The organism is Qipengyuania vesicularis (genome assembly GCF_019711415.1).
GTDB lineage: Bacteria > Pseudomonadota > Alphaproteobacteria > Sphingomonadales > Sphingomonadaceae > Qipengyuania > Qipengyuania vesicularis.
Window position 1 is genome coordinate 288,508 of record NZ_JAIGNJ010000003.1, and the last position, 25,898, is coordinate 314,405.

Below are 25,898 nucleotides of genomic sequence, written 5' to 3' on the forward strand. Positions count from 1 at the left end.
GGGATTGCCGTGGCTCGCCGGCATCAGTTTGGGACAGATTGCGCAAGGCGATTGGTCAAGCCCATGCCAAACGTCTAGGAAATCGGTCCGTGGCCCTTGCTGGCCGCAGTGTGCATGCACGGATAGGACGACGCTGACCTTGCCTGATCGTATCGTATCGAGCGCTGCCGGTGGAAGCCTCGCGCTCCGCGACAACACTTGGATCGGTGCCGACAAGGTGAGCGGGCTGGAATTCCTCCGGCTGGCACAGCTAGCGTGGGACGAACGCGCGGTGCTGATGATCGGCAAGGCACCCTCTGCCGGGATCGAGCCCGAGGAATGGCACACGCCCGCGCCCGGTGGCGGCTGGTGGGATGCCGGCTTCACCCCGGACGATGCAGAGGCGCTGGCGCAGGTCTCTACCACATCGGGCACGACCGGAGAGCCAAAGGCGATCGCTATTTCCCGCCGCGCGGTGAGCGACACGGTCGCCCGGCTGGTCGAGCATATGGAGCTCGACAGTTCCCTGCGCGAATATGTCGGCGTGCCGGTGACCTTCAGTTTCGGCCTTGCGCGCACCCGCGCAGCAGGCGCCGTGGGCGGCTCTGTCTATCTCCCTGAAAACGGGTTCCGTCCGGACGAGATCGCGCGGATGCTGGCAGCGGGCGAGATCAATGCGCTGAGCGCGGTGCCGACCATGCTGCGCACGCTGATCGCCAATCCCGAACTGGTAGCGAGCGCGGGCGACAAGCTGCGCTGGCTCGAGATCGGCAGCCAGTACATGTCTGGCGAGGAGAAGCGGGCCATCCGCGATCTCTTCCCCAATGCGGTGATCCTCCAGCACTATGGCCTCACCGAAGCCTCGCGTTCCACATTCCTGCGTATCGACAAGGTGAGCGATGCCGAGCTCGAGAGCGTCGGCAGAGCGGTGGGCGATGGCGAGGTACGGATCGACGGCGAAGGGCACATCGCCGTGCGCGGGTCACACCTCGCCAGCGGCATCCTCCGCGACGGCGCGCTGCAGCCGCTTGTCGGAGAAGATGGCTGGCTGACCACTTCCGACCTCGGCGAAATCCGCGATGGTGCGGTCTTCTATTCGGGCCGCAGCGACGATGTCGCCAATATCGGCGGTATCAAGGTTTCTGCCGAACATTTCGAACGCGGCGTGGCGCGACGGCTCGGTACACCACTCTTCGGCGCGGCCTGCGTGATGGAGGACAGCCAGCGCGGTCAGAAGCTGGGCGTTGCCATCCTGCCCGCGGCGCCCGAGATCTGGCGCGAGGCGCTGGCGGCAGAGGCGGCGGAAGCGGGCCTCGCGATGGCGGACCTCGCCGCAGTCGAATTGGATGAACTACCCCGCACAGGCACAGGCAAGGTCCAGCGCAATGTGCTCGCAGAGATCATCGCCGAGCAGGCCACTGCCCGACGCGAGATCCGCGCGGATGGCCCCGAAGAAGAACTGAGCGAGGAAGAAGAGCGCATCGCGGCCATCTGGCGCGATGTCCTCAACGTCCCCTCCGTCCGGCGGCACGATACCTTCTTCGACCTCGGCGGGGATTCGCTCTCGGCCATCTCGGTGATGCTACGGATGGAACAGGCGGGGATTCCCGAGGGCCTGAGCCAGCAGATTTTCGAGGGCCGCAGCATTGCAGAGATCGCCGCCGGCACGGGCGAACCCGGCGCAGTGCGTCCGCCGTCGCTCCAGTCGATCTCGGCCAATGCGATCAACTTTACCCGCGGCATCCTCGTCCTGATCGTGATCGGGGCGCACTGGGGCCCGTTTCTCTGGACCAAGGCTGGCCGGGCAGGCGAGATTTTCGCCGAATGGAGCTGGCCGCTCTTCCGCTTCGGCACCCCGGGTTTTGCGATGGTCTTTGGCCTCGGTCTCGGCTTCTTCTGGTCCCAGACCGCGCGCGACGATCCGGCGCGGCTGAAGCAGCGGATCCGGATCAGCCTTCTGGTCGTGGGATTGGGTTTCGCGCTGATCGCCTCGATCAAGGCCTTGCAGGTGACGCTCGCGGGCGAGGCGCTCGGCCCGGACTGGCCCGACAGGTTCTTTTACGACGTTCTGCTATTCTACGTCCTTGCGGTGGCGTCGCTCTATCCCCTGTTGCGCCTGGTCGTGAAATCCCGCCAGCCGGTGGTTGCTGCGCTGGTCGGAATGGCGCTGGCGTTCCTCGCGTTCGAACTGCTCAACCCGCTCGCCGACATCGATGTGCACGGCTTTGCCAAGCTTGCCATCACCATGCTCACCGCCGGATATGGCTATCCGCGCATGATGGGTTTCGTGCTCGCCGGCCTTGCTGCCGGGCTCTGGATCAAGGCGCATAGCGACGATCCGCGTTTGGGCGTGACGACGGCTCTTGCAGGTCTCGCCCTTGTCCTTGGCGGAATTGTCCTTTCCTTCCTGCTCGGCATCGAGGAACGCTGGTTCATCGGACCGCCGAGCGGTGCCGCGATCGTCTCTTACGTCGGAGCGATGCTGTTGCTGTTCGCTGCTGCCCATGGCTGGCAGCGGCGACTGGGCGGCCACCTCAACCTTGCATTTCGGGTAACTGTGCTGCTGGGCATGCTCTCGCTCCCGGCATACGTCCTCCATGGTGCCGCCTTCCCCATGCGCGAACTCCTTGGGAATGCGGGCCTGCCGACTGCCCTGGGGGTTGGAATCCCGGTATTCCTCGTCATGGGACTGCTCGCGATTGCGCTGCGCAAGGCCTATCTCACCTACTACGGGACGCGAGCTGCGCGGTCTGCCTAGGCGGGCAGTTGCGAAACCCAGTGAGCGCCCAGGCTGAGGGCAGTGCCCTCTTGCATGCGACGAGCCGCGGAACATGCGTGCGGTCTGATCCGTTGATTGTGTAAAGGAGATTTTCACATGGGTGACTACGCACCGGAAGACCAACGCGCCGTCCACAATGACAATGATGCCACCTGGCGCGAGCAGGAAGAGGGCGCTCAGGACGACAGCGCGAGAGCGCAGCCCGGCTATGGCAACGCACGAAACGCCGAAGGCCAGATGGACCAGGATGTCGCCACCAGCTCGCTGGGCGACCGACCTCTCGCACAGGGCAGCAAGGCTTCCGCCATTGCGCAGCCCGGCGAGATTTCCAGCCGCCCCGACGAGCGCGCTGCCGCCGATGCCGACCGGCCTCTGGGCGAAAGCTAAGACCAGTTTCACAGTACGGGGCTAAGCGGATTTGTCCGGTTTTCCCCTTTTGCGGGCAAGTCTCGCAACCCCGGCGCCCCGCCCCTCAAAAGGCGGGGCGTCATACGTCTGGCGTCCTGCATTCGGGCGTTCCGCAGGAGTCTCTAAGGCTGCATTACCTGCGTGATGTAAAATATGAGCCCGATCGAAACCACGAGGGCAAATGCGAGCCCGATCTTCGCTTCGCGCGGATAGACAGTCGGCCCGGGAGCTTCACCCTCCTGTTCTTCCTCCCCGATGCGCCCCCTGTTCTGGGCAAAGAGGACCGCCGCAGCGACTGCCGCAGGGGCCAGTGCGAGATCTTCGGCGCTCACGACATCGACCAGCACCACGGGCAGCGCGAGCTGGAGCGTCATCTGTAAGGATACGGACAGAACCCGCAGGATATCGAAGCGGTCCGGCTCTTCGTTCTGGTGCCATTGCAGGTCGCGAAGTTCCTCCGGATGGGCACCTCCTTCGCAGCGAAGCAACCGATCGATGCGCCACTGCCAATAGGAATACCGGATGTGCGGCCAGCTCTCGAGGGTCAGCGCGAAGATGAACGCCGCGAGCAGCCAGCCCCAGCTCCAGCCGCTGATCCCGTCGAAAAGTGTGAGAAATTCCCCCATGGCAATTCGTCTATCCGGCCCATTTCATTCTGGCCATTCCTCACTGAATCCCCAACCCGTGCACCAGCCTCGACGAAGCGTGGACCGATAACCGATGCCGCCCGTTGGTAAGGTATAAGCAACGCAAAACAAAAGGGTTTTACATGTTTGAGAAGCTACGCATCAAGGAACACATGGAAGTCACCAATTGTAACGGAGAACATGTCGGCACGGTCGACGCCGTACAGGATGACGCCATCAAGCTGACCAAGTCGGACAGCGCAGACGACATGCACCATTTCCTCTCGCTCGACGATGTCGAGAAGATCGATGACAATCGTGTCTATCTGAAGGAAGGCGCACGCATCCCCGAAGGCCTCGGCAACAAGGCCGTCATGGAAGACGCCTAAGATTTCCGACCGGATTTGATCCGGTATCGAACAGCCCCGCTGCCCCATCTCGGGCGGCGGGGCTTTTCTTGTGTGCCCTGCACCGCGGAAAAGCGAGATTGATAAACCCTCGCATTGTCATAAAGTGGTCGCGATAATGGAGCGGGCGCGAAACAGGACCGTTCCCGGTCATGCCGGGATCATGGACTGGTGGCGGTGGAAACCGACCCCCTGCCCTGTGCACCTGCGCGACAAGCTGAAAGCTGTCATCGAGGATCGCCAGTATCGCGAGGCGCGGTTCCTTACCCGGCTTGGAATGGCGGCCGCGGTCCTCTCACTGATGGTCGATGTCATCACTATGCCGGACCTTGTCGGCCAGATCGCACTGGTTCGGCTGGGGAGCGTCATCCCGGTGCAGATTGCCGCGCTTGCAATGCCGCGGAGCCAGCTGGGCTGGCAGAAATTCCTCATGGGCCTTTCGCTCAGCCTGTTCTGCCTCAGCCTCGTCTACGCGAGTTCGCTGGCCCCTGCTCCTGCAGACGCGTTCCTCGCCATGGGTCTTGTCATGATGCTCGGCATTGCGGTTCCGCTCCTGCCCCTGAAGGCATGGGAGCTTGCGCTGTTCGTGATCGGGACGCTGCTGATGGCCGGCCTGCTGATGCTGTTACTGAATGCGCAACCCGCTTTCCTGCAGATCTACTTCGTCATCCTTTGCCTTTCTTCCGGCGGAGCGATGGTGCTCGCCCGGCGAGTCCGATGGCTCGACCGGAACACGGCTCTCATGGCGATCCAGGCCCAGGAGCACGCGGCCGATCTCGAAAGCAGCAATGCACGGCTGACCCAATTGTCGATGCAGGATCCGCTTACCAATCTGGCCAACCGTCGTTGGGCCGAAGTCGCCTTTGCCAGCAACTATGCGGTCACGCCGGAGGAGGCGCCCGGCTACACTGCATTGCTGCTCCTCGATCTCGACCATTTCAAGGCGTTCAATGACAGCTGGGGCCATGACATCGGCGATCGCTGCCTCGTCGCCGTCGCCGAAGTCATGCGCCATACGACTAGCACCCATGGAGGCCTGGCCGCCCGGTTCGGCGGCGAGGAGTTCGTTGTCCTCATGCGGGTCGGATCGATCTCGGATGCCCTGCGCATCGCCGAGGACCTGCGCGTAGGGGTGGAACGGATCGAGATTGAAAGCGAAGCGATGGGCCGGACGGTCAGCTGCACGACCAGCATCGGCGTAGCCGTCCACGAGGCTGCCAGCCCGCCGTCGCTATCTGACATGCTCAAGCGAGCGGACGCGGCGCTCTACGAAGCCAAGGATGCGGGACGTAATCGTTTCAAGCTGGCTGCCTGACTCGCAATGTAGTGACAGTTACCAGTAGGTGCTGGCAGATCGGCTTCGGATGACCTGGTTTGCCCGCAAGACCGAGGGCAGGGATGCGGCAAATGCCAGCACGCGGATCGGGAGGGTCGTTGCCCACGTCCAGCGCGACTGGTTCCTCCTGCGCACAAGGCGCGAGAACACGAGTTCATTCGGCACGACCCAGCCCTTGTCGCCGACGCGGCTGGTAACGACATCGTCGACCCATTGGGGATCGGTCTCGTTCTTTTGGCGAATCCACTCGCCGGCATGCGTTCCCAATCCGAGCGCCTGGAAGTGCTCGATAAGCCAGCGGTTGATGAGGGTACCAACCATCATGCGTTGTTCGTGATGGAAGAAGCCCCGGATCGATTCCGCGGCATAGAAATGGGTCGGTATCTCGGGCTGCCGGACGTTCTCGATCGGACCGGGCAGCGTGAATCCCTCGGTGGTTACAATGGCGTTGAGGAAACCGTCCTCCCCGGGAAGGTCGTTCGGCAACCATATCTCCCGCAGCACCTCCGCCCGCGCGACGTAGCATGAGCCGTTGATGACATTGGTATAGCCCGTCTGCTGCGATGCTGCGAGCGACAGCCGTTCGACGACGTTCTGCTGCTTTTTGCGCACGGTGTCCTTGATGGGCTTTCCGCTGACGACCGAGACGTCGGGGTCGGCAAGAAGGATGGCCAACAGGTCTTCGAGGACATGGTCGTGCGCCAGTTCGATATCGCCATCGAGGAATACGAGGAGTTCGTTGGACGGATCGCTGAGCTCGTGCACCGCCGTATTCCAGCTCCGGCTCTTGCCGCCTTGCTTCAGCTCCTCGACCCGGAATGTAATGCCGTCCATGGCCCTGAAGATCGGGCGCGATTGCTGGGCGACCTCTGCGGTGTTGTCGGTGCAGCCGTTCGGGACGACGAGGATCTCTATCGCATGGTCGCGGCCAAGGAGGCTTTGGCGCGAGAGCGAGGTAAGGCACTGCGTGATCCGCGCTGCCTCATCCTTGCACAGGATTATTACCCCTATTCGCGACACTGATTCGAAGACCCCTGCCCTGTTTGGTCAACGGCTATCCTATCCATGAATGCCTAATGCTTTACAACCACGAAGCAAATTCGGGCGCGTCGCCTCGCTCGATTTGTTGGGAAATAGAAAAGCCGGCCGCCTAACATATTCGGTCGGCATCGAATTTCGGGCTTATTGACCATCGCTGTTTCGGGCACTCCGGCCCCGGACCAGCACCGCCTTCCGCAAAGCCCGCTCCAGCCAGATTGCAGTGAACAGGGGAAGATATGCCATCCAGCCTAGAAGGAGCCAGCCGCGCGGACCTTCTGCAAGCGAACAGCTGACCATCTCGGCAAAGCGCGCACGGCGACCGATGCTTGGCTCTGCATGGCACGTGACATCGACCGCCAGCCATTGCTGGAGCTGGCCAATTCCGAAGTACCAGACCAGCGCTAACCCCGCGAAAACAGCCAACGCCGCCCAGCTGACCCTCAGGGTGAGCGGAGCGGCGCCGGAAGCTTTGTCAGGATTTACTGGCAGGCGAGGCATTCCTCGTAATCGGTCTGCTCTGCAGCCAGTTCATACTTCGCCGCATCGGCCGTGTTGTCGGCTTCCACGCCGCCGGCGAAACCGGCGCGCTGCACCGACTTCGAGCGGAGGTAGTAGAGCGACTTGATGCCCTTCTCCCAGGCCTGGAAGTGCAGCATCATCAGGTCCCACTTGTCGACGTCTGCCGGGATGAACAGGTTCAGCGACTGCGCCTGATCGATATAAGGTGCGCGGTCGGCCGCGAATTCGAGCAGCCAGCGCTGGTCGATCTCGAAGCTGGTCTTGAAGGTCGCCTTTTCTTCCGGCGTCAGGAAGTCGAGGTGCTGGACGCTGCCGCCCTTCTCGAGGATCGAATTCCAGATCGCGGTCGAATTCTTGCTCTTCTTGTCGAGCAGCTTTTCCAGATACGGGTTCTTCACGATGAAGCTGCCCGAGAGGGTCTTGTGCGTGTAGATGTTCGCCGGGATCGGCTCGATGCACGCACTGGTGCCGCCGCAGATGATGCTGATCGAGGCAGTCGGTGCGATCGCCATCTTGCAGCTGAAACGCTCCATCGCGCCCATCTCTTCGGCATCGGGGCATGCGCCCCGTTCTTTCGCGAGCATCATGGATGCTTCCGAAGCCTTGCCCTGGATGTGCTTGAACATCTTCAGGTTCCAGACCTTGGCCATCGGGCTTTCGAAACCGATGCCCTTCTGCTGGAGGAAGGAGTGGAAGCCCATCACGCCGAGGCCGACCGAGCGTTCGCGCATCGCAGAATACTTCGCGCGGGCCATCTCGTCGGGTGCGCGGTCGATATAGTCCTGCAGCACGTTGTCGAGGAAGCGCATGATGTCTTCGATGAACTGCTTTTCCGTGTTCCACTCGTCCCACTTCTCGATGTTGAGCGAGGACAGGCAGCACACGGCCGTGCGGTCGTTGCCGAGGTGGTCGATGCCGGTCGGCAGGGTGATTTCGGCGCACAGGTTCGAGGTCGATACCTTGAGGCCGAGTTCGCGGTGATGCTTGGGCATCATGCGGTTCACCGTGTCGGAGAACACGATATAGGGTTCGCCCGTGGCGAGGCGGGTTTCGACCAGCTTCTGGAACAGCGAGCGTGCATCGACCGTCTTGCGGACCGATCCGTCCTTCGGGCTGACGAGATCGAACTCCTCGCCATTGCGCACCGCTTCCATGAAGGCATCGGTGACGAGCACGCCGTGATGCAGGTTCAATGCCTTGCGGTTGAAGTCGCCCGAAGGCTTACGGATCTCGAGGAACTCCTCGATCTCCGGGTGTGTGACGTCGATGTAGCAGGCGGCCGAACCGCGGCGCAGCGAACCCTGCGAGATCGCGAGGGTCAGCGAGTCCATCACGCGCACGAAAGGAATGATGCCGCTGGTCTTGCCGTTGAGGCCGACCGGCTCGCCGATACCGCGGACATTGCCCCAATAGGTGCCGATGCCGCCGCCCTTTGACGCGAGCCACACGTTCTCGTTCCAGGTGCCCACGATACCATCGAGGCTGTCGGAAACCGAATTGAGGTAGCAGCTGATCGGCAGGCCGCGCGTCGTGCCGCCGTTCGAGAGAACGGGCGTCGCCGGCATGAACCACAGCTTCGAGATATAGTCGTAGAGACGCTGCGCATGGTCGGCATCGTCGGCGAAATAATCGGCGACGCGCGCGAACAGGTCCTGATAGGTTTCGCCGGGCAGTAGGTAACGGTCTTCGAGCGTTTCCTTGCCGAATTCGGTCAGCAGGTCGTTGCGGCTGTCGTCCGTCTTCACGTCGAAGCGGCGATCGAGCACCTTCTTGCTGTCGTCGGCCTTGGCGGCAGCCTTGGCGACTTCGGCCATGGCACCGGCCATGGCTTCGCCGGCCTTCGCAGCGACCAGGTCTTCGCTACCCTTGTCCTCGCTTTCCATGCTCACCGCCTTCTTGGCCTTCTTCGGTTCTGCGGGTGCGGTGTCTTCGACAGTGTCCTGAGTGTCCAGATCCAGTCCCATCGCCGCTTCGTCTCCGCTCTTGAAATCCATCGCTACCCCGCCGTTCTGTGTGTGCCCGCGGCGGGTCCTGCGCTCCCCGCCTGTTCGCATTGTGTTCGAGTCGGCGAGTTCCCGTCCCGCCTAGCATCGAAAGCCGTGGGAAGAGTACGAAAACTTATCCAGTTTTCTCCACAGACCGGGGCCGAAAACCTCCGCACTCCCATATGGGGAGTCGAAGCAAAATCGCTAGGTCTTGTAGGTACCCCCAGGCAACCGACCACTAGATACTGAATCAGACACGATTCCGGCGCAAGAGGGATAACGCAATTTTAACCGCCGATTTGGCTGTGGCGGCGGGTGTATGGGATTGGTGCAACGCAGCGACGCGTGGACAAAGCTGGCTTTGCGGAATCGCAAGCCCAAAAATGCATTCGGTGAAAAAATTTTGCGGGCAAAAATTGTGCTGCCGACTTGTGAATCAATCGAATCGGGGGCTGCAATTTTGTTGCCCGTTGGCGCCGGGCGCAGCTAACATCGCATGATGTTCGAGACGGTCCCGACCGATGTATTGGGCGATCTGAAGCATCGCCACGGCGAGCCCCAGCGCTACTATCACGACTGGTCGCATGTAGAGGCACTATGCAGTCACCTGGAGGCTGCGGGCGCGCGCGTCCGCAACCGGGAGGCAGTGCTCTACGCAATCCTGTTTCACGATGCGGTCTATGACCCCCGCGCCAAGGACAACGAGCGGCAGAGCGCAGCGCTGTTCCGCGCTGCCGACCTCCCGATCGACCCGGCCACGCGCAAACTCGCGGAGGCCATGATCCTCGCGACGGAAGGGCACATCATGCCGGACATCGCTGGCGACGATGGCTCGGACATCGCGCATTTTCTCGACATGGACCTTGGCATCCTCGGCGCAAGCGAAGAGCGCTTCGACATTTACGAGGACCAGATCCGCCGCGAATACAGCCATGTTCCGGACGAAGCCTTCCGCAAGGGCCGCGCAGCCGTGCTCGAAAGCTTCGCCGGCCGCGAAAGACTCTATTTCAGCGAATGGGGACGAGACCGGTTCGAAGAGCGAGCCCGCCGAAATCTTGCACGCTCGCTGGAACGGCTGCGCGCCTAGCCTGCCGACGCGCTGGCATGGCCCGCAATTTCGCCGGCCAGCTCGTCTACCAGATCCAGCGGCAAGTCATGGCCCCATCCCGGGATCGTCTTGAGTTTCGCTCCGGCGATGCAATCCGCCGTGTCGTGACCGCCTTCGCAGGGCACCAGCGGATCGTCCTCTCCGTGCAGGACGAGGGTTGGAACCTGGATACCGCGGAGCATGTCGCGGCGGTCACCGTCGGCAACGATCGCCGAGAGGTGCCGCGTGGGCCCTTCGGGATAAAAGCTGCGGCGCACGTTGACCCGCGTCCTTTCTCGCAGGCGCTCTTCGGGTGAGGGATAGCCCGGCGAACCGATCGTGCGTGCAAGCATGATGCCATGATCGACCAACACTTCCTCATCCGCGCTCTTGGGACGCTTGACGAGCGCCTGCAGCGCCTCCTTGCGCGCAGGGGGTAGCTTCGGATTGCCCGTGGTCGAGAAGATCTGCGTGAAGCTGAGGCACCGCTCGGGATATTTCGCGGCGACGTGCTGGGCGATCATCCCGCCCATGCTGGCACCGACGATATGTGCCCTGTCGATCTCCAGAGCATCGAGCAGCCCGATTCCGTCGGCCGCCATGTCCGCCAGCGTGTAGGGTACGCTGGGTGTGAGGCCGATCTTGGAAAGCAGCGTCATCTTGATCAGGCCGGGCGCCTTCACGCCATGGAACTTGTGGCTGAGCCCGATGTCGCGATTGTCGTAGCGAATGACGCGAAAGCCGCGCCCGGCGAGTTCCTCCACCAGCTCTTCGGGCCACAAGGTCAGCTGCGCACCGAAGCCCATGATCAGCAGCATCGCAGGATGCGAAGGATCGCCATGTTCCTCGTAATGGATGTCGATCCCGTTTGCTGTCACCTTCGGCACGCGCCTCTCCTCTCATCCGATGATTGGAGGTGTAACTGGCACCAATACCCTGCCCTTGTCCATCGGATCGCTCTCGCAACTGAATTTATAGTAAACGAAAAGTAAATATCCACACTGTATTGTCGCCCGTATACAATTCATCGTGGAGAAGGGTTTGTAATATATAGAGGTGGGTGAAAGGGGTCGCCGTGTACACCGAACGTCGAAATGAAGACCGCCGGGATTCCAAGGAGAGCGTGCGCTTCGAATTGTGCGGGCAGCTACACTTTGGGACCATGCGCAACCTCTCGCAGGCCGGATGCATGATCGAATCCCCGGGGATCGAGGCGGAAATCGGCGCACGATGCGAAATCCGGCTTATTCCCGGCTACGTCGCGAGCGGGCGGATTGCCTGGCAATTGGGAGAAGCGATCGGGATTTCGTTCCACCTGCCGATCCCCATCGGCCTTGTGCGAGAATATTCCCTCGATGACTGGCCGATGCGCGCGGAAAACATCCAGTAGAGCGCGGCAGCCTGGCATCGGCGATGAATAAGTAATTGTTCCGCTTCGCAAATATTCAGATGTAATAGTTGTTAAACTGTTTTCGCTATTGTCTGAGATGCGAACTGGTCGGAGGTCGATATGGACCAAAGAAAATCGGAACGGCTTGATGTCGAAGGCACGATCCTGTGCCTCGTCGGCGGCCGCATTTCTGAGGACCGACTGGCCGATCTTTCACTCTCGGGATGCCGCCTGCTTGGGGTCGACCACAAGATTTCAGAGGGAACCGAGCTCGACCTGACGCTTCTTGCCGGTGTCACCGCCAAAGGCGTGGTCCGCTGGTCGCGCAATGGCAGCGTCGGTATCGAGTTCGGCGAGGAACTCAGCACGGCTACACTGCGGTATTTCACGCTGGACCGGTCCGGCCAGCTCGTCATCGACAACACGCTAGATACGTTCGGCCGCAAATTGCCGCCGCTGCAGAAACTCGATCCCGAGGACGAATTGCTGCCCTGAGTAAGCTCAGCCTTAGGGAACCAGCAGCGTATCGCGCGCCACCGGATCGGTTTCCGGATAGTCGAGGATGAAATGAAGCCCACGACTTTCGTGACGCTTCAACGCACTCTTCACGATCAGGTCGGCGCATTCGATCAGGTTTCTCAGTTCGATCAGGTCGGTGGTCACGCGGAAGTGGCCGTAGTAATCCTCCACCTCGCCGCGCAGCATGCGGATCCGGTGCGCGGCGCGCTCAAGTCGCTTGGTGGTGCGCACGATGCCGACGTAATTCCACATGAAGCGGCGAATCTCGGTCCAGTTCTGCTTGATGACGACCTCTTCATCGGAATCGGTCACACGGCTTTCGTCCCACGGAAGGATCGCGGGCGGATCGTCGAGCTTGTCCCAGCATTCGAGAATGTCCCTCGCCGCAGCCTCTCCGAAAACGAAGCATTCGAGCAGTGAATTGGACGCAAGGCGGTTGGCGCCGTGGAGGCCGCTTTCAGTCACCTCGCCCGCGGCCCATAGTCCCGGCAGGTCGGTCTTCGCATCGAGCCCGATCTTCACCCCGCCGCAGGTGTAATGCTGCGCCGGCACGACCGGGATCGGCCCCTTGGTCATGTCGATCCCGAGGCCCATCAGCTTCTCATGGATGGTTGGGAAATGCTGCTTCACGAATTCGGGTGGCTCGTGGCTGATGTCGAGATGGACATAGTCGAGGCCGTAGCGCTTGATCTGGTCGTCATTCGCACGCGCCACAATATCGCGCGGGGCAAGCTCCATCCGCTCGGCATCGTATTGCGCCATGTAGCGTTCGCCGGTGACGGGGTTGAACAAGCGCCCGCCTTCGCCGCGCACCGCCTCCGTGATGAGGAAGTTCTTGACCTCGAGATTGTAGAGGCAGGTTGGGTGGAACTGCATCATCTCCATGTTCGAGACTCGCGCGCCAGCACGCCAGGCCATGGCGATCCCATCACCGGTTGCACCGCGAGGGGCGGTGGAGAAGAGATAGACGCGGCCCGCACCGCCCGCCGCGAGCACGGTGGCCCGCGCAACATGGCTCACCACCTTCCCGCTGTCTTCGTCCAGAGCGTAAGCGCCCCAGACCCTGCCTGAACCCGAATACTCTTCCTGGTTGCGACCCGTAATAAGGTCGATGCAGCTCTGGTGCGGCAGCAGGGTGATGTTCGGATTTTCTTCCGCCGCCTTGAGCAGCGCAGCCTGCACCGCCCATCCGGTCGCATCGTTCACATGGACGATCCGGCGATGCGAATGGCCGCCCTCCCGCGTGAGGTGGAGGTCACCTTCCTCACGGTTGAAGGGCACACCCAGTTCGCACAGCCGGTCGATCGCTTCCGGAGCACGCTCGATGACGAATTCGACCGTCTCCAGATCGTTGAGCCCGCCGCCAGCCACCATCGTGTCGCGAATGTGATTCTCGAAAGTGTCGCCAGCATCTAGAACAGCCGCGATCCCGCCCTGTGCCCAGGCAGTGGAGCCGCTCGTCAGCTTGCCCTTGGCGAGCACGAGCACCTTCTTGCTCTGCGCGAGTTCGAGCGCCGCGGTCAGCCCGGCGGCACCCGATCCGATGACGAGAACGTCGTAGGTCTGGTCAGTCATGCGGGCGTCATGGCGCGCCAAACGACACGCGGCAAGCGGAGAACGATTCGCCGAAAACACGGTTAACGTGTAATAATCTCGGAAATAGGGACGCGAATCGACAGGGACTCGGGGCTTTGGAGGGTCGATAACAATGAAAATGGGTCTGCTTGCTTGCGCCTTCGGGCGTCACTCGGTCGACTACGCGAACATGCGCAAGGCCGGTGGCTCGCACGTCTGTAAATGTCGCAATTGCAAGACACCGATGGAAGAAGTCGAGCCGCATGTCTGGGACGTGCTGCGCGTGAAGGATGCAGGCCTAGGCCCGCGCCATTTCAGCTGACTTCTTGACAGAGCCGGCGCGGCTCAGCCCGCGCCGGTCAACTGCACGAACACGTCTTCCAGATCTGCCTCGCGGGTGGTGACGTCGTCGATCCCGTAGCCATGTGACTGCACCAGCGCGAGGACCTGTCCCGCGCTCGCCTTGTCGCGGTCATAGGTAATGTCGAGGCGGCGCGTATCGACCACCTCGGCCTTGAGGAAGGCCTCCTCCATGATCGGTCCGCCAAGGTCCTTGTCGACGCTGACCGAGACGATCTTCTCGCGCGCCATGCCGACCAGTTCGCCGGTCGGCTTGTTGGCGATAAGTTCGCCATGGTTGATGATCGCGATGCGGTCGCACAGCTGCTCCGCCTCTTCGAGGTAATGTGTGGTAAGCACCACGGTCACGCCCTCGCTGTTCAGCTCCTGCACCAGTTCCCATAGCTGGCGGCGCAGCTCCACATCCACGCCCGCGGTCGGCTCGTCGAGCACGAGGATGGGCGGCGAGTGCACCATGGCCTTGGCGATCAGCAACCGCCGCTTCATCCCGCCTGAGAGCGTGCGGGCATAGGCATTGCGCTTGTCCGAAAGGTGGACGGCGGCAAGCAGTTCCTCGCTCCGGCGATCCCCCTTGCCGATGCCGTAGAAGCCGCCCTGGTTTTCCAGCACCTCGAAGGGCGTGAAGAAGGGATCGAAGACAATTTCTTGCGGCACGATGCCGATCGAGCGCTTGGCGTTGCGCGGCTGCTCGTCGATGTCGAAGCCCCAGATTTCGGCATTGCCCGAGGTCTTGCGCACGAGGCCTGCGAGGATGTTGATGATCGTCGACTTGCCCGCACCATTGGGCCCGAGGAGGCCGAATACACCGCCCTGCGGCACATCGAAGCTAACGCCTTTGAGCGCCAGCTTGCCCTCGTCGCCCGGCCCGCTGGGGGCATAGCGTTTGACGAGATTGTCGATCCGGATCGCAGGAGGCGTGGTCATGCCGGTCACCTATCCTCTTGAGCGCCGTGGTCAAACCCATTATCGGCGTGCCCCATGAGTCTGCCTCCTCCCGAAGTGTCCAAGGTCACCACTCCTCGCGTGTGGTGCGATGGCGCGACCGATATCCGCACCGGCAAGAACTATCGCGCCGCCGCGCTCGGCCACCCCAAGGTCTATCTGCAGATCGACGAGCATGGCTATGTCGATTGCGGCTATTGCGACCGGCGTTTCGTGCTGGAAGGCGGCCCTGCGGACGGCGTGGACCAGTCGACCCTGATGGATATTTCCGAAGGCGGCGATCCCGGTCATCGCTAACTCCGCCCAGTATTTCGTCATCGCGAGCGGCGCAGCCGCGCGGCGATCCATCACGCATCGCCTGCTGAGGCACATGATCGATGGATTGCCGCGTCGCCTTAGGCTCCTCGCAATGACGAGATAGGGTGACGTTGCCCCATTTCGTGCCTATCTCAGGCGCATGACCGCACCGACCACCGATCCGCTTTCGCTCGTTTACGGCAACAATCTCTCGCCCGAAGAAGCGCAGTCGCTCACCCGCAAGCTGCTGACCCGCTGCGACGATGGCGAGCTCTACCTCCAGTTCATCGCCTCCGAAGCTTTCGGTTTCGACGACGGCCGATTGAAGACGGCCGACTATTCGCGCGACTCCGGTTTCGGCCTGCGCGGCGTTTCGGGCGAAACCACCGGCTTTGCCCATGCGAACGAGATCAGTGCTGCAGCGATCAGCCGCGCGGGCGAAACGCTGAAGCTGCTCGATGCGACACAAAGCCCGCTCGCAGCACCTCCCGAGCGGACCAATCGCCATCTCTATACCGACGCTTGCCCGCTCGACCTCGTGCCCTTCGAGGAGAAGGTCGCGCTGCTGGAAAAGATCGATGCAGTGGCCCGCGCGAAAGATCCCCGCGTGGCGCAGGTTTCGGCCAGCCTCCTGGCCAATTGGAGCGTGGTCGAGATCGTCCGGCCCGATGGCTATACCGCGCGCGACATTCGCCCGCTTGTGCGTCTCAACATCCAGGTCGTCGCCGAACAGAACGGGCGGCGCGAGACCGGCTTTTTCGGCATGGGTGGCCGCTATCTCTACGACCGCCTGTTCGACGAGGGCGCCTGGATGCGGGCGATCGACGAGGCGGTGCGCCAGGCGCTGGTCAATCTCGACAGCGTGGCCGCACCCGCGGGCGAGCAGACCGTACTGCTGGGTCCCGGCTGGCCGGGCGTGCTGCTGCACGAGGCAGTCGGCCACGGGCTGGAAGGCGATTTCAACCGCAAGGGCACGAGCGTCTTTTCGGGCCGGATCGGCGAACGCGTCGCCGCGCCCGGTGTCACCGTAGTGGACGATGGCAACATGGCCGAACGCCGCGGCTCGCTCAGCATCGACGACGAAGGCACGCCGACGCGCGAGACGGTCCTCATCGAAGACGGTATCCTCAAGGGCTACATGCAGGATCGCCTCAATGCCCGCCTCATGGGTGTCGAGCCGACCGGCAATGGTCGGCGCGAAAGCTACCAGCACGCCCCCATGCCGCGCATGACCAACACCTTCATGCGCAGCGGCGAGGACGATCCCGAGGAACTGCTGAGCCGCATGGACGACGGCATCTACGCCACCAGCTTCGGCGGCGGACAGGTCGACATCACCAGCGGCAAGTTCGTCTTCGCCTGTACCGAGGCCTATAAGGTCGAGAAGGGCAAGATCGTGCATCCCATTAAGGGCGCGACGCTGATCGGGGATGGCCCGAGCGTGCTCACAAGGGTGAAGGGTATCGGCAACGACATGGCGCTGGACGAGGGCGTCGGCATTTGCGGCAAGGGCGGCCAAAGCGTGCCCGCCGGCGTGGGCCAGCCAACCCTTCTGATCGACGGGATCACGGTCGGCGGCACGGGCTAAGAACGTGTTTCCAAGCGGACCGGTCGGACCTCTCCTGAGGTGGCCCGCACGAAAGCAGTGGCGCAACTGCAAGTGGATCGCCGCCCTAGGAGCTGTCGGCATTTCGGTTGTTGTCTGGCAGAGCCGGATCGTCGGCTTCGATCCTGAAGCCATAGACGTGACAGAGTTGACAATCCTCGCCACAATATTTGTCGTCCCGGCACTCGGCGAAGAGCTTCTCTTCAGATGGGCGCTCTTTCCGCGCCAGGGTGTCAGGCACCGCTGGCTGCTCGTAACGCTTTCAGTCGCGCTGTTCGTGTTGTGGCACCCGCTCCAAGCATGGACCGGTCTTGGCCCGGTATGGAGCGAGCTGTTCCTCCACCCCGCCTTCCTCGCATGCGTCGCTATCTTGGGAGTCACGCTGGCAGCGCTCAGGGATGCGAGCAGTTCCCTATGGCCTCCGATCTTTTTTCACTGGGCAGTAGTAGCGGCATGGAAGCTGCTGTTCGGCGGCCCATTCTGAGCGTCAGCGTGCATTCAGATCGTGTTTGATATATATTCTCCTTCAATAGGAGACTCGCCATGATCAAACGCATTGCCTTGTCGGCCGCTGCTATCGGCCTCCTCGCCGCCCCTGCCGTGCAGGCCGACGAGACCACCGAGATGACCAAGGGCGAGAAAAAGCTGGCCAAGATGCTCGAGGGGCGCGTGGCGGGCGAGCCGGAAAGCTGCATTACAACCTTCGGGTCGCGCGCGATCACGCGGATCGAAGATACAGCGCTGGTTTACAAGAGCGGCGACACGCTCTGGGTGAATTACACCAAGACGCCAGATGCGATCGACGATGACGACTACATGCTGATCCGGCGCTTCAGCGGCTCGCAATTGTGCAAGACCGACCAGATCGAGTTGCGCGACCGCTTCGGCAACTTCTTCAGCGGTGTGATCTTCCTCGACGATTTCGTGCCCTATCGCCTTGCAGAGGCCGAAGGCTGACCGACACAAGGTGAGCGCCGCAACACGCCCATGTGCGCGGGAAATCCTGCGCACATGGTTCCATGAACTCGACAGCAGCGACTGGTACGGTGGCGGCGAAGCCGTCGACAAGCTGCTGCGCGATCGATACGCGGCGCTCCTCCCCATGCTCGGCCAGCGCCCGGCCAGCGATTTCCTCGGCGATCGCAAGACAGCCCTCGCGGCCATACTCCTGTTCGACCAGTTCACTCGCAATATCCATCGCGGCAGCGCGCGAACCTTCGCCTACGACCCGCTCGCGCGGGCGATCACCCGTGGCGTGATCGGCAGGCTATGGCTGCCCTTGTACGACCGGCGCGAGCGTCAGTTCGCCCTGATGCCGCTGATGCATAGCGAAAAAGTCGGCGATCAGCGGCTCTCACTCGACCTATTCGCCGAACACGCTCCGGACGCCCTCTCCTTCGCCCGGTCGCATTGGCGGATGGTAGCCCGTTTCGGCCGCTTTCCTCATCGTAACCGTCTGCTTGGCCGCACAACGACCGACGCCGAACAACGCGCGATCGATGCCGGTTTCAGCTGGTGATGGCAGGATAGGCCTCGCAAAGCTGCGAGACGGGACAAGTATCGCATCTCGGGCCGCGCGAGATGCACACGCGCTTGCCGAACTGGATAAGCCAGAAATGGCCATCGGCGAGCGCCCATTCCGGTGAGCGTTCCTCCAGCTGCTGCGCGGTCCTGTCCGCGGTCTTGGCATCGGTCAGCCCGATCCGGTTGCAGACGCGGTGGACATGCGTATCGACCGCAATCACATCCTTCCCGAAGGTGAAGCTCAGGACGATATCGGCGCATTTGCGGCCTATCCCGGGCAGCCTCATCAGCCCCTCGCGGGTATCGGGCACCACGCCGTCATGCTCCGCCAGCAGCGCCTCGCAAAACCGGCGGATGGACCGCGTCTTGATATTGTAAAGGCCGCAGGGCTTGATCGCAGCAGCGATATCCCGGTCGACGAGCGCCAGCATGTCTTCGGGCGTCGTGGCGAGCGCGAAGAGGGCACGCGCGGCTTTCGCGGTGTTGCGATCGAGCGATTGCGCGGAGAGCATGCAGGAGATGCACGACCGGAACGCGTCGGGCTGGCCTTTCGGCCCCTTCGCATCCGACGTGCGGCCCGGCATTGCGCGCGAGAGGATACGGAAGACGTCTTCGACCTGGTGCTCGTCAAGCATGGCGGGTCAGCGCTTGCCGACGCGCTCGGTTCCGGTCTTGCACAGCGAGAGTGCCAAGCACTCCACACAAGCGGGCGCGGCAGGCCGGCAGGAAGTCTGGCCCAGTTTTTTCATCAGCAGGTGGTGCTCGTCGAAGTCCGCCCCGCCCCATTCCTCGGGCATGACCGGCATGATCGCTTCGAAGGCGCGGTCGGTGCTGGCCTTGGACGGAACCAGACCCATTCGCTGGAGTATCCGCGTGTGATGCCCGTCCAGCACGATGGCGCGGCGATCGAGAGTGCTCGCATTCATCACCCCGGCGGCAATCTTGCGTCCTATCCCGGGCAATTGCTCGAGCCAGCGCATGGCCTCGAGCGTCTCCATCCCTGCAAGGTGAGAAAGGTCCACCGAACCACGACGCTCGACCAGCGCGGTGAGGCTGGATTTAAGGCGCTCGGCAGCGATGTTTGGATAGGTCTGCGTCGCGAGTTCGGCCTGCAATTCCGTCAGCGGCGCCTCCGCCACCGCTTCCCACGATCCATAGCGTCTCAGCAACCGGTCGGTAGCGGCATTGGATACTTCGGACCTGGTCCGGGCCCCGATCACACCCTGGACCAACACCCATTCCGGCCGCCGCCATTCCGCCGCCGCCCGCTCGATCCGTCCGAAACGCTGGACGAGCAGGGCCTGTAGCCGCCGCAGCGTCTCAGAGCGCGGATCAGGGCCGAGGGGAAGCTGCATGCGGAAAGCTAGTTGTTCGCAAACCGCTCTACGAAATCGCCCACCCCTTCCATGTCGTCGAAGCCGAAGATGTAGGCGATCTCGACCGTATCCGAGAAGTCGAGCCCGCCGGCCGCGACTGCGGGATTCACATAGGCGGCCTTGGGATTGTGATGATCGGACAGGCGCTTCGCCTCTGCCCAGATCGGCCCGACGAGCGGGTCGGCGAGCAGCGCCGCCCAGTGCGAGCCGTCCTCCGTATTGAAGGCGGGCGAGCCATTGTCAGGGAAATTCCCGTCCTGCACCCGATGATAGCGGGTGTTGTAGACGACGGTCTGCATGGCCTCCTTGCTGGACATGCTCTCGTTCCAATAGCTGTGCTGGACGACATGGACGCTCATCCACATCGCGCGCGGCAGCTTTTCTACCGCGGCGGCCGTGACATCGGATTGGCCAGCCTCAGCGACCCACACGCGGCCACCTGCGGCAATGGTATCCTCCATCCGCTCGGCTAGCGTGGCGATGGTCTGCGCGCGCGCTCCGTGTGCGTCGAGCCACTGGTCGCCGAATGCGAGGTCGAAGAGCCTCGGCGCGACGAGGAACTCGCCACCCTGCGATCCATAAGCCCCGGAGGTGGCGATATAGTCCACGCAGGCAAAGTCGGGATGCTTTAGAACCGAGCCAAGCCCAGCGACAGCCTGGAGATCGTCGACATCGGGCTTGCTGTCATAATTCGCGACGAGCAGGTCGAGCGAGGTGTCGAAGAGGCCGATTGTCCCGGTATTCGTGCATTCGCGACCGGACTTGGAGAAGGCCAGCGGCGTGCCAACCTCCCAGCTCGCGCAGCCTGCCAACCCTATTGAAGCGCTGATCGCAAGGGATTTGATGAGAACTGATATTCTGGGCATTCTTCCTCCGCTTCGAGGAAGATACGTCCGAGGCGGGGCAAGAGTGCCCGAGAAATTCACTCGCTCGGATACCTCGCCAGCCATTCCGAACGGGCTTGTTGGATCGGCTCGTTTTCGCCACTAGCCGTCATGGCTGCAAATCCGGCGTCGTGAACGGGATCGTAGACCACCAGCGATTTGTAAGCGCCATTGCTGCCGGTTTGCCAGCTGAGAACTGGCGAGTTGCGGATCGCTCGGAAACGTCCCCCCAAGCTATAGGACTCCTCGCTGGTGGTAATGGCGGTCAGCGCACTCACGCTGCGCGGCGATAATCCGCCTTGATGCGGAAAGCGGGCCAGCGCCAGCAGGTCGACCGGAGTAGTCGCCAGTCCCCCGGCACACCGCAAGAAGCTGGGCAAAGGTCTCCCTGCCTCGCTGGGGGTAACCAGAATGCGATCGTCCGAAGCTCCGATTACCCAGCTCGATCCCATCCCCGCCGGAAGCAGGACCAGCTCCGGCAGTGCTTGAGTGAGGGGACGCCCGCTGACTTTTTCCAGGATGGCCTGCACGATAATCCAATTTACGAGATCATAGGACCATCTCGAACCCGGCTCGACAGGCGAAAGCTCGCTCGCAAAAGCCAGCACTCCATCTTCGGCGCTATCGACTCTTGATACCTCTTCGGGGGCGCTCCGCAGACGTGGCAAGAGGCCGTCGGCAATGCCACTCCTGTTCGCCAGCACATCGCGCAAGCGAACTGAAGCGACAGCGCTTTCCCTGAGCTGGGGGAGTATGCTCCCGATCGGGTCGTCGAGATCGAGCAGGCCCTTGTCGGTCAGGCGCAGGATGGCAATCGTGCAGGCAAATTTCGAGATCGAGCCCGCCTCATAGGCGGCACCGGGAAGTTCGGAACTGAGAGATACCCTCCCCGAAGTGAGCTCCGCAAATGAGAATTCGGAAGCGGTCGCGGGGACCGCGCTTGCGGCCAATGCAAGCGCGAACAGAGAACGAAACATCCGGGGACCTATTCCCACTCGATCGTGCCGGGCGGCTTCGAGGTATAGTCGTAAACCACACGGTTGATGCCCTTCACCTCGTTGATGATTCGCGTGGCCACGCGGCTGAGGAAGGCGGCGTCGAAGGGGTAGATGTCGGCGGTCATGCCGTCGGTGCTGGTAACGGCGCGCAGGGCGCAGACGCTGTCATAGGTGCGCCCGTCGCCCATCACGCCGACGGTCTTGACCGGCAGCAGGACGGCGAAGGCCTGCCAGATCGCGTCGTAGAGGCCGGCGTTGCGGATTTCCTCGAGATAGATGGCGTCGGCCTTGCGCAGGATGTCGCAGCGTTCCTTGGTGACCTCGCCCGGGATGCGAATTGCTAGGCCGGGTCCGGGGAAGGGATGGCGGCCGACGAAGACGTCGGGGAGGCCGAGTTCGCGGCCGAGATCGCGCACTTCGTCCTTGAACAGTTCGCGCAGCGGCTCGACCAGCTCCATGTTCATGCGCTCGGGCAGGCCGCCCACATTGTGGTGGCTCTTGATCGTGACCGAGGGCCCGCCGGTGAAGCTGACGCTTTCGATGACGTCGGGATAGAGCGTGCCTTGCGCGAGGAAATCCGCGCCGCCGATCTTCTTCGCCTCGGCTTCGAACAAATCGATGAAGGCGCCACCGATGAACTTGCGCTTCTTTTCGGGGTCGGTCTGACCTTCGAGGCCGCCGAGGAACATGTCCTCCGCATTCACATGGACGAGCGGGATATTGTAATGGTCGCGAAACAGGGTGACGACCTGTTCGGCCTCGTTCATCCGCATGAGGCCGTGATCGACGAAGACGCAGGTCAGCTGGTCGCCGATGGCCTCGTGGATGAGGACCGCGGCAACCGCGCTGTCGACGCCGCCCGACAGGCCGCAGATGACCTTACCGTCACCCACCTGCGCGCGGATTTCCTCGATCTTGGTCTTGCGGAACTCGGCCATCGTCCAGTCGCCCTTGAGGCCGCAGACATGGCGTACGAAATTGGCGAGCAGCTTGCCGCCGTCGGGCGTATGGACCACTTCGGGGTGGAACTGCGTGCCGTAATAGCGGCGCTCGTCGTCGGCGATCAGCGCGAAGGGCGCGCCGGGGCTGGTGGCGACGATGCGGAAGCCTTCCGCGATGCGGGTGACCTTGTCGCCATGGCTCATCCACACCTGGTGCGTCTCACCCGGCTTCCAGAGGCCGTCGAACAGCACGCATTCCTCGGTCACTTCGCAAAAAGCGCGGCCGAACTCTCCGCCTTCACCGGTTTCGTGACCGGGACGAACCTCGCCGCCCAATTGCTCGGTCATGACCTGCTGGCCATAACAGATGCCGAGGATCGGGACCTTGCTTTCGAAGATCACCTCGGGCGCGCGCGGACTGTCGCGGTCGGGCACGCTGGCCGGGCTGCCGGACAAGATCACGCCCTTTGGCCTGAGGCGATGAAATGCCTCTTCCGCCTGGGTGAAAGGGGCGATCTCCGAGTAGACACCGGCTTCGCGCACGCGGCGTGCGATGAGCTGGGTTACCTGGCTGCCGAAATCGACGATGAGGATGGAATCGGGGAGGTGCGCGCTGTCCATGCGGGCGGCGTTAGAATTGCCGGGCCACACTGTCCAGCCACGCGCACATGCTCCCAACACCCACGCGCCGACGCATCACCGGCGCGCGGGTATTTGGTCATTGCATCTCAGCCGTTGACGCGGTCGCGGATGACGGGATCCCAGACCATGGGATTCTGCTGGCCGGCCCTGGTGAACCGCAGCTGGTACTTGTGCTCGGGGATCCGGCCGCGGTCTTGCTCACTATCGTACACCTGGAGTTCGGAGCCCGAAGTGCGGGTGATGGTGAAGTCGGTGGGGTTCGTTATGATAATCGGCCGATCCTCGTCGAACACCCATCCATGCCCGCTATTGTCCTGCAGCGTGAAGACGATGTTGTTGCTTGTGTCGGGCGTCACCGGGTCCGGCGATGCCGAGACATCGTCATTGGCATCGATCGTTATCGTGCAAGCTCCATCTGTCATTTCGAATTCCTTCCTTCACATTTCAATGCGCGGCGGAATGCCACTTCGGCCCGTCCCCTGATTGCTTCAGGTGTTGCTCCTTTGGTCTGCTCTTGCTGTTATTCCTTGGTTTCAGCTCCTCGTGCCGAGCATGTCATCGATAATGGGATCGATCCCGAGCTTCCTCAGACGCTGGCGGATCGCTTCTGCATCCCCAGTCCGACCCATTCGCTCTGCCGCTGCAGCCCGCAGTGCAAGCGAGCGCACGTCGACCCTCTCGCCCTCGGCATCTGGATAGGAAAATGCCTTGGAGAAGGATTCCCGCGCCGCTTGTCGATCGCCTTCGCGTTGCGCTGCCAGCCCGGCGAGGAGGTAAGAAGCCACATGGAGCCATTCGTGTTCGGGGTTCGCGCGGTCCAAGCGCGAGAGCCATCGGTTGGACAAGGCGCGCAGGGCAGCGGGGCGGGAATCGAGCTGGTCGGTGAGCGCGCGGTACATGGCGAGCTCGCCCGGACTGGTCACATTCCAGTCGTGATTCTTAGGATCTCGTTCCTGCAGCGACGCCTGCAGTTCCTCCGCCCTTGAATACAGGTCTCTTGCAAGTTTCGCATTGCCATCGGACCAGGCGATCAGCGCGCGATCGCGCAATGCGCCGCGAGCCAGTTCCTTGACCAGAGTGTCTTCGGGATCGGCAGCGATCTGCTCCTCGGATTCGCGGATCGCCTCCTCCAGGATCCGGTCGGCATCCCGCTTGCGGCCTTTCAGGGCGAGGATCCTTCCCAGGCTGCTTATCGCATACATCCGCGCGCGGCGCGCTTCGTTGTGCCCTGGTTCCTCGGCGATGATCCGATCGTAGATCTCGATCTCTGCCCTTCGGGTTTCCTCGGCTTTCTCGACTTCTCCAAGAAGCACCTGGGTGGTCGATATCCAGGAATGTGCCTCGCCGAACTCCTTGCGTCTGGCGCTCGGATTGCCTTCGGCGCGAGCGACGGCGCCGGTCATGTCCTTGCTCCGTTCAAAGAGATCCAGAGCGCTGCGCAGCTTGCCTTCCTCGAAATCCATCGTTCCGAGATTGCTCAGCGAATAGGCTTCTTCCATCTGCCATTCGAGATTGTTGCGGTCCATCGCAGCCAGCCTGGAGGAGATGTCGGCATAGCGCTCCATCGCCGAACGCGCCTCTTCCATCTTGCCGTGTTGCCAGGCGACGTAGCCGACCCAGAACAGGCTTTGACCGTGATTGAACAGGCGTTCGGGATCGTCCGGCTTGCGCGCCAGCAATTCTTCCGTCGTACGCGCGGCCTGCTGGAAAGCGGGGAGCGCGCCTTCGTTGTCGCCGCGCAGGTTCTGGACCTCGGCGACCAGCTGCACGGCTCTCACACGCCGCCCCAGTTCGCTCGCCGACAGGTCTTCCAGCTTCTGCCGGGCATAATAGTCCATCGCCCGGTTCCCGACCCCGTCGAGGAGGTCGAGCCGCCCGACCGGCTCCAGCTGCTGGCGCAGGTCGGTGAGCATGTATTCGATCAGCCCGTCGGCCTCTGCCCGCTGCTCGCGCGCATCGTTGCGCTGATCGATGGCGAAGAGGGCAAGTCCTGATGTGCCGACCATGCCCACCACCGAGGCGGCAGCCACGAGTGCGAGGCGTCGCTGCCTTCGCGCCGCATCGCGCTGGACCAGCCCGTCGAGGTCGACGCCGGCAAGGCCGGCAACGAGCTTGAGCTTGCCGAGCTTGCGGCCGTCCGCATGTCGCCGGAGGTCTGCCGCAATCGGCTCTGCCGCTTCGTCGGTCGGTTCGCCATTCTCGTAGCGCTGGAGGAGAGGGGCGGGGAAATTGCCCGGGGGATCACCCTCGACGATGACCGGGAAGACCGCATGATCGCCGTTGATCCGCTTGTAGAGGTCGACCTCGCGCGCGATCCAGGGTGACTGTGCTGCGGCAGGCGAGCACAGGACGATCAGCGCGTCGCTGCATCGGATCGCCTGCTCGATGGCCTCACCGAGGCTGTCCGCCGCGGGGAGTTCTTCCCGGTCCTTGAATATCGGGTGCAGCCGGGCGGGCTTGCCCTCGGCCACGGCCTTGGGCGGCAGCCTGTAGGTTTCCAGCGCAGAATGCAGCCAGTTCGCGATCCGCTTGTCACGGTGCGAATAACTGATGAATGCCCTGTATCGCCGATCGGCCAAGCTTGTCTCTCCGAATGCGACCTCGGAAAACGACTCGGCAACCCCTTCTCGTTGCGAAAGAATGTCGCAAACTCGCCTTTGCCGCAACTTTGTTCGCC

The 25,898-nt window shown here is 62.5% G+C and carries 27 protein-coding genes; 13 read left to right on the forward strand and 14 right to left on the reverse strand.

What is annotated here, in order from left to right:
• Positions 1-139: 139 nt before the first annotated feature.
• Both K3146_RS10275 and K3146_RS10280 read left to right on the forward strand, forming a co-directional pair.
• The gene (locus K3146_RS10275; RefSeq protein ID WP_221546193.1) at positions 140-2,737 is read left to right on the forward strand and encodes an AMP-binding protein; all 2,598 of its coding nucleotides are present in this window, start codon (positions 140-142) and stop codon (positions 2,735-2,737) included.
• A 117-nt stretch (positions 2,738-2,854) separates the two neighbouring features.
• Positions 2,855-3,145 carry a hypothetical protein gene (locus K3146_RS10280; RefSeq protein ID WP_221546194.1) on the forward strand — a complete coding sequence of 97 codons (291 nt, stop codon included), beginning with the start codon at positions 2,855-2,857 and terminating at the stop codon, positions 3,143-3,145.
• Positions 3,146-3,288: 143 nt separating this feature from the next.
• Here the strand turns inward: K3146_RS10280 and K3146_RS10285 are convergent, their stop codons facing one another.
• Complete coding sequence (locus K3146_RS10285) at positions 3,289-3,792, reverse strand: hypothetical protein (protein ID WP_221546195.1); 504 nt, start codon at positions 3,790-3,792, stop codon at positions 3,289-3,291.
• 143 nt (positions 3,793-3,935) lie between these two features.
• Between K3146_RS10285 and K3146_RS10290 the strand changes: the two genes are divergently transcribed.
• Both K3146_RS10290 and K3146_RS10295 read left to right on the forward strand, forming a co-directional pair.
• The gene (locus K3146_RS10290) at positions 3,936-4,181 is read left to right on the forward strand and encodes a DUF2171 domain-containing protein (RefSeq protein ID WP_221546196.1); all 246 of its coding nucleotides are present in this window, start codon (positions 3,936-3,938) and stop codon (positions 4,179-4,181) included.
• Positions 4,182-4,317: 136 nt separating this feature from the next.
• Positions 4,318-5,514, forward strand: coding sequence for a GGDEF domain-containing protein (locus K3146_RS10295; protein ID WP_221546197.1), 1,197 nt, complete (start codon positions 4,318-4,320; stop codon positions 5,512-5,514).
• Between the two features lie 18 nt (positions 5,515-5,532).
• Here K3146_RS10295 and K3146_RS10300 read toward each other — a convergent pair whose 3' ends face one another.
• The 3 genes from K3146_RS10300 to K3146_RS10310 all read right to left on the reverse strand — a co-directional run bounded on the left by K3146_RS10300 (position 5,533) and on the right by K3146_RS10310 (position 9,089).
• Positions 5,533-6,555: a glycosyltransferase family 2 protein gene (locus K3146_RS10300; protein ID WP_221546198.1), complete on the reverse strand. Its 1,023-nt coding sequence runs from the start codon at positions 6,553-6,555 to the stop codon at positions 5,533-5,535.
• Positions 6,556-6,717: 162 nt separating this feature from the next.
• Positions 6,718-6,999, reverse strand: coding sequence for a hypothetical protein (locus K3146_RS10305; RefSeq protein WP_221546199.1), 282 nt, complete (start codon positions 6,997-6,999; stop codon positions 6,718-6,720).
• 56 nt (positions 7,000-7,055) lie between these two features.
• Positions 7,056-9,089: a ribonucleoside-diphosphate reductase subunit alpha gene (locus K3146_RS10310; RefSeq protein ID WP_221546200.1), complete on the reverse strand. Its 2,034-nt coding sequence runs from the start codon at positions 9,087-9,089 to the stop codon at positions 7,056-7,058.
• A gap of 487 nt (positions 9,090-9,576) precedes the next feature.
• On the opposite strand from K3146_RS10310, the gene K3146_RS10315 reads away from it, so the two are divergent.
• On the forward strand, positions 9,577-10,167 hold the full coding sequence (locus K3146_RS10315) for an HD domain-containing protein (RefSeq protein ID WP_221546201.1): 591 nt from the start codon (positions 9,577-9,579) through the stop codon (positions 10,165-10,167).
• Here the strand turns inward: K3146_RS10315 and K3146_RS10320 are convergent.
• Complete coding sequence (locus tag K3146_RS10320) at positions 10,164-11,054, reverse strand: alpha/beta fold hydrolase (protein ID WP_345724213.1); 891 nt, start codon at positions 11,052-11,054, stop codon at positions 10,164-10,166. The genes K3146_RS10315 and K3146_RS10320 overlap by 4 nt on opposite strands.
• Positions 11,055-11,242: 188 nt before the next feature.
• On the opposite strand from K3146_RS10320, the gene K3146_RS10325 reads away from it, so the two are divergent.
• Positions 11,243-11,557 carry a PilZ domain-containing protein gene (locus K3146_RS10325; RefSeq protein ID WP_221546202.1) on the forward strand — a complete coding sequence of 105 codons (315 nt, stop codon included), beginning with the start codon at positions 11,243-11,245 and terminating at the stop codon, positions 11,555-11,557.
• 120 nt (positions 11,558-11,677) lie between these two features.
• Positions 11,678-12,052, forward strand: a complete 375-nt coding sequence (locus K3146_RS10330; protein WP_221546203.1) for a PilZ domain-containing protein — start codon at positions 11,678-11,680, stop codon at positions 12,050-12,052.
• 12 nt (positions 12,053-12,064) lie between these two features.
• Here K3146_RS10330 and nadB read toward each other — a convergent pair whose 3' ends face one another.
• Positions 12,065-13,651 (reverse strand): L-aspartate oxidase, encoded by a 1,587-nt coding sequence (gene nadB / locus K3146_RS10335; protein WP_221546204.1) that lies wholly within the window; start codon positions 13,649-13,651, stop codon positions 12,065-12,067.
• A gap of 133 nt (positions 13,652-13,784) precedes the next feature.
• On the opposite strand from nadB, the gene K3146_RS10340 reads away from it, so the two are divergent.
• Positions 13,785-13,973: a hypothetical protein gene (locus tag K3146_RS10340; protein ID WP_221546205.1), complete on the forward strand. Its 189-nt coding sequence runs from the start codon at positions 13,785-13,787 to the stop codon at positions 13,971-13,973.
• A gap of 23 nt (positions 13,974-13,996) precedes the next feature.
• Here the strand turns inward: K3146_RS10340 and K3146_RS10345 are convergent, their stop codons facing one another.
• Positions 13,997-14,935, reverse strand: a complete 939-nt coding sequence (locus K3146_RS10345; protein WP_221546206.1) for an ABC transporter ATP-binding protein — start codon at positions 14,933-14,935, stop codon at positions 13,997-13,999.
• A 54-nt stretch (positions 14,936-14,989) separates the two neighbouring features.
• Between K3146_RS10345 and K3146_RS10350 the strand changes: the two genes are divergently transcribed.
• The 5 genes from K3146_RS10350 to K3146_RS10370 all read left to right on the forward strand — a co-directional run bounded on the left by K3146_RS10350 (position 14,990) and on the right by K3146_RS10370 (position 18,375).
• The gene (locus tag K3146_RS10350) at positions 14,990-15,250 is read left to right on the forward strand and encodes a zinc-finger domain-containing protein (protein ID WP_221546207.1); all 261 of its coding nucleotides are present in this window, start codon (positions 14,990-14,992) and stop codon (positions 15,248-15,250) included.
• Positions 15,251-15,410: 160 nt separating this feature from the next.
• Positions 15,411-16,838 carry a metalloprotease TldD gene (gene tldD, locus K3146_RS10355; protein WP_221546208.1) on the forward strand — a complete coding sequence of 476 codons (1,428 nt, stop codon included), beginning with the start codon at positions 15,411-15,413 and terminating at the stop codon, positions 16,836-16,838.
• 157 nt (positions 16,839-16,995) lie between these two features.
• Positions 16,996-17,340, forward strand: coding sequence for a CPBP family glutamic-type intramembrane protease (locus tag K3146_RS10360; protein WP_221546209.1), 345 nt, complete (start codon positions 16,996-16,998; stop codon positions 17,338-17,340).
• 59 nt (positions 17,341-17,399) lie between these two features.
• Positions 17,400-17,813: a hypothetical protein gene (locus K3146_RS10365; RefSeq protein WP_247711196.1), complete on the forward strand. Its 414-nt coding sequence runs from the start codon at positions 17,400-17,402 to the stop codon at positions 17,811-17,813.
• A 10-nt stretch (positions 17,814-17,823) separates the two neighbouring features.
• Positions 17,824-18,375, forward strand: coding sequence for a DUF924 family protein (locus tag K3146_RS10370; protein ID WP_345724218.1), 552 nt, complete (start codon positions 17,824-17,826; stop codon positions 18,373-18,375).
• Here K3146_RS10370 and K3146_RS10375 read toward each other — a convergent pair.
• The 7 genes from K3146_RS10375 to K3146_RS10405 all read right to left on the reverse strand — a co-directional run bounded on the left by K3146_RS10375 (position 18,365) and on the right by K3146_RS10405 (position 25,800).
• Positions 18,365-19,015 carry an endonuclease III domain-containing protein gene (locus K3146_RS10375; protein ID WP_221546210.1) on the reverse strand — a complete coding sequence of 217 codons (651 nt, stop codon included), beginning with the start codon at positions 19,013-19,015 and terminating at the stop codon, positions 18,365-18,367. The genes K3146_RS10370 and K3146_RS10375 overlap by 11 nt on opposite strands.
• Before the next feature lie 6 nt (positions 19,016-19,021).
• Entirely contained in the window at positions 19,022-19,735 is a 714-nt protein-coding gene (locus tag K3146_RS10380) for an endonuclease III domain-containing protein (protein WP_221546211.1), read from the reverse strand.
• 8 nt (positions 19,736-19,743) lie between these two features.
• Positions 19,744-20,622: a hypothetical protein gene (locus K3146_RS10385; RefSeq protein ID WP_221546212.1), complete on the reverse strand. Its 879-nt coding sequence runs from the start codon at positions 20,620-20,622 to the stop codon at positions 19,744-19,746.
• A gap of 56 nt (positions 20,623-20,678) precedes the next feature.
• Positions 20,679-21,617 carry a serine hydrolase domain-containing protein gene (locus K3146_RS10390; RefSeq protein ID WP_221546213.1) on the reverse strand — a complete coding sequence of 313 codons (939 nt, stop codon included), beginning with the start codon at positions 21,615-21,617 and terminating at the stop codon, positions 20,679-20,681.
• Between the two features lie 8 nt (positions 21,618-21,625).
• Positions 21,626-23,200, reverse strand: a complete 1,575-nt coding sequence (guaA, locus tag K3146_RS10395; protein WP_221546214.1) for a glutamine-hydrolyzing GMP synthase — start codon at positions 23,198-23,200, stop codon at positions 21,626-21,628.
• A gap of 107 nt (positions 23,201-23,307) precedes the next feature.
• Positions 23,308-23,643, reverse strand: a complete 336-nt coding sequence (locus K3146_RS10400; protein WP_221546215.1) for a hypothetical protein — start codon at positions 23,641-23,643, stop codon at positions 23,308-23,310.
• A 111-nt stretch (positions 23,644-23,754) separates the two neighbouring features.
• A complete protein-coding gene (locus K3146_RS10405) occupies positions 23,755-25,800 on the reverse strand; it encodes a toll/interleukin-1 receptor domain-containing protein (protein ID WP_221546216.1) in 2,046 nt (681 codons plus the stop codon).
• Between the last annotated feature and the right edge of the window lie 98 nt (positions 25,801-25,898).

Excerpts from the sequence above, each read along its gene's own strand:
- K3146_RS10280 (WP_221546194.1), top strand. The coding sequence starts at position 2,855 with ATGGGTGACTACGCACCGGAAGACCAACGCGCCGTCCACAATGACAAT.
- K3146_RS10285 (WP_221546195.1), bottom strand. The coding sequence starts at position 3,792 with ATGGGGGAATTTCTCACACTTTTCGACGGGATCAGCGGCTGGAGCTGG.
- K3146_RS10290 (WP_221546196.1), top strand. The coding sequence starts at position 3,936 with ATGTTTGAGAAGCTACGCATCAAGGAACACATGGAAGTCACCAATTGT.
- K3146_RS10295 (WP_221546197.1), top strand. The coding sequence starts at position 4,318 with ATGGAGCGGGCGCGAAACAGGACCGTTCCCGGTCATGCCGGGATCATG.
- K3146_RS10310 (WP_221546200.1), bottom strand. The coding sequence starts at position 9,089 with ATGGATTTCAAGAGCGGAGACGAAGCGGCGATGGGACTGGATCTGGAC.
- K3146_RS10315 (WP_221546201.1), top strand. The coding sequence starts at position 9,577 with ATGATGTTCGAGACGGTCCCGACCGATGTATTGGGCGATCTGAAGCAT.
- K3146_RS10330 (WP_221546203.1), top strand. The coding sequence starts at position 11,678 with ATGGACCAAAGAAAATCGGAACGGCTTGATGTCGAAGGCACGATCCTG.
- nadB (WP_221546204.1), bottom strand. The coding sequence starts at position 13,651 with ATGACTGACCAGACCTACGACGTTCTCGTCATCGGATCGGGTGCCGCC.
- K3146_RS10340 (WP_221546205.1), top strand. The coding sequence starts at position 13,785 with ATGAAAATGGGTCTGCTTGCTTGCGCCTTCGGGCGTCACTCGGTCGAC.
- K3146_RS10345 (WP_221546206.1), bottom strand. The coding sequence starts at position 14,935 with ATGACCACGCCTCCTGCGATCCGGATCGACAATCTCGTCAAACGCTAT.
- K3146_RS10350 (WP_221546207.1), top strand. The coding sequence starts at position 14,990 with ATGAGTCTGCCTCCTCCCGAAGTGTCCAAGGTCACCACTCCTCGCGTG.
- tldD (WP_221546208.1), top strand. The coding sequence starts at position 15,411 with ATGACCGCACCGACCACCGATCCGCTTTCGCTCGTTTACGGCAACAAT.
- K3146_RS10365 (WP_247711196.1), top strand. The coding sequence starts at position 17,400 with ATGATCAAACGCATTGCCTTGTCGGCCGCTGCTATCGGCCTCCTCGCC.
- K3146_RS10375 (WP_221546210.1), bottom strand. The coding sequence starts at position 19,015 with ATGCTTGACGAGCACCAGGTCGAAGACGTCTTCCGTATCCTCTCGCGC.
- K3146_RS10380 (WP_221546211.1), bottom strand. The coding sequence starts at position 19,735 with ATGCAGCTTCCCCTCGGCCCTGATCCGCGCTCTGAGACGCTGCGGCGG.
- K3146_RS10385 (WP_221546212.1), bottom strand. The coding sequence starts at position 20,622 with ATGCCCAGAATATCAGTTCTCATCAAATCCCTTGCGATCAGCGCTTCA.
- K3146_RS10390 (WP_221546213.1), bottom strand. The coding sequence starts at position 21,617 with ATGTTTCGTTCTCTGTTCGCGCTTGCATTGGCCGCAAGCGCGGTCCCC.
- guaA (WP_221546214.1), bottom strand. The coding sequence starts at position 23,200 with ATGGACAGCGCGCACCTCCCCGATTCCATCCTCATCGTCGATTTCGGC.
- K3146_RS10400 (WP_221546215.1), bottom strand. The coding sequence starts at position 23,643 with ATGACAGATGGAGCTTGCACGATAACGATCGATGCCAATGACGATGTC.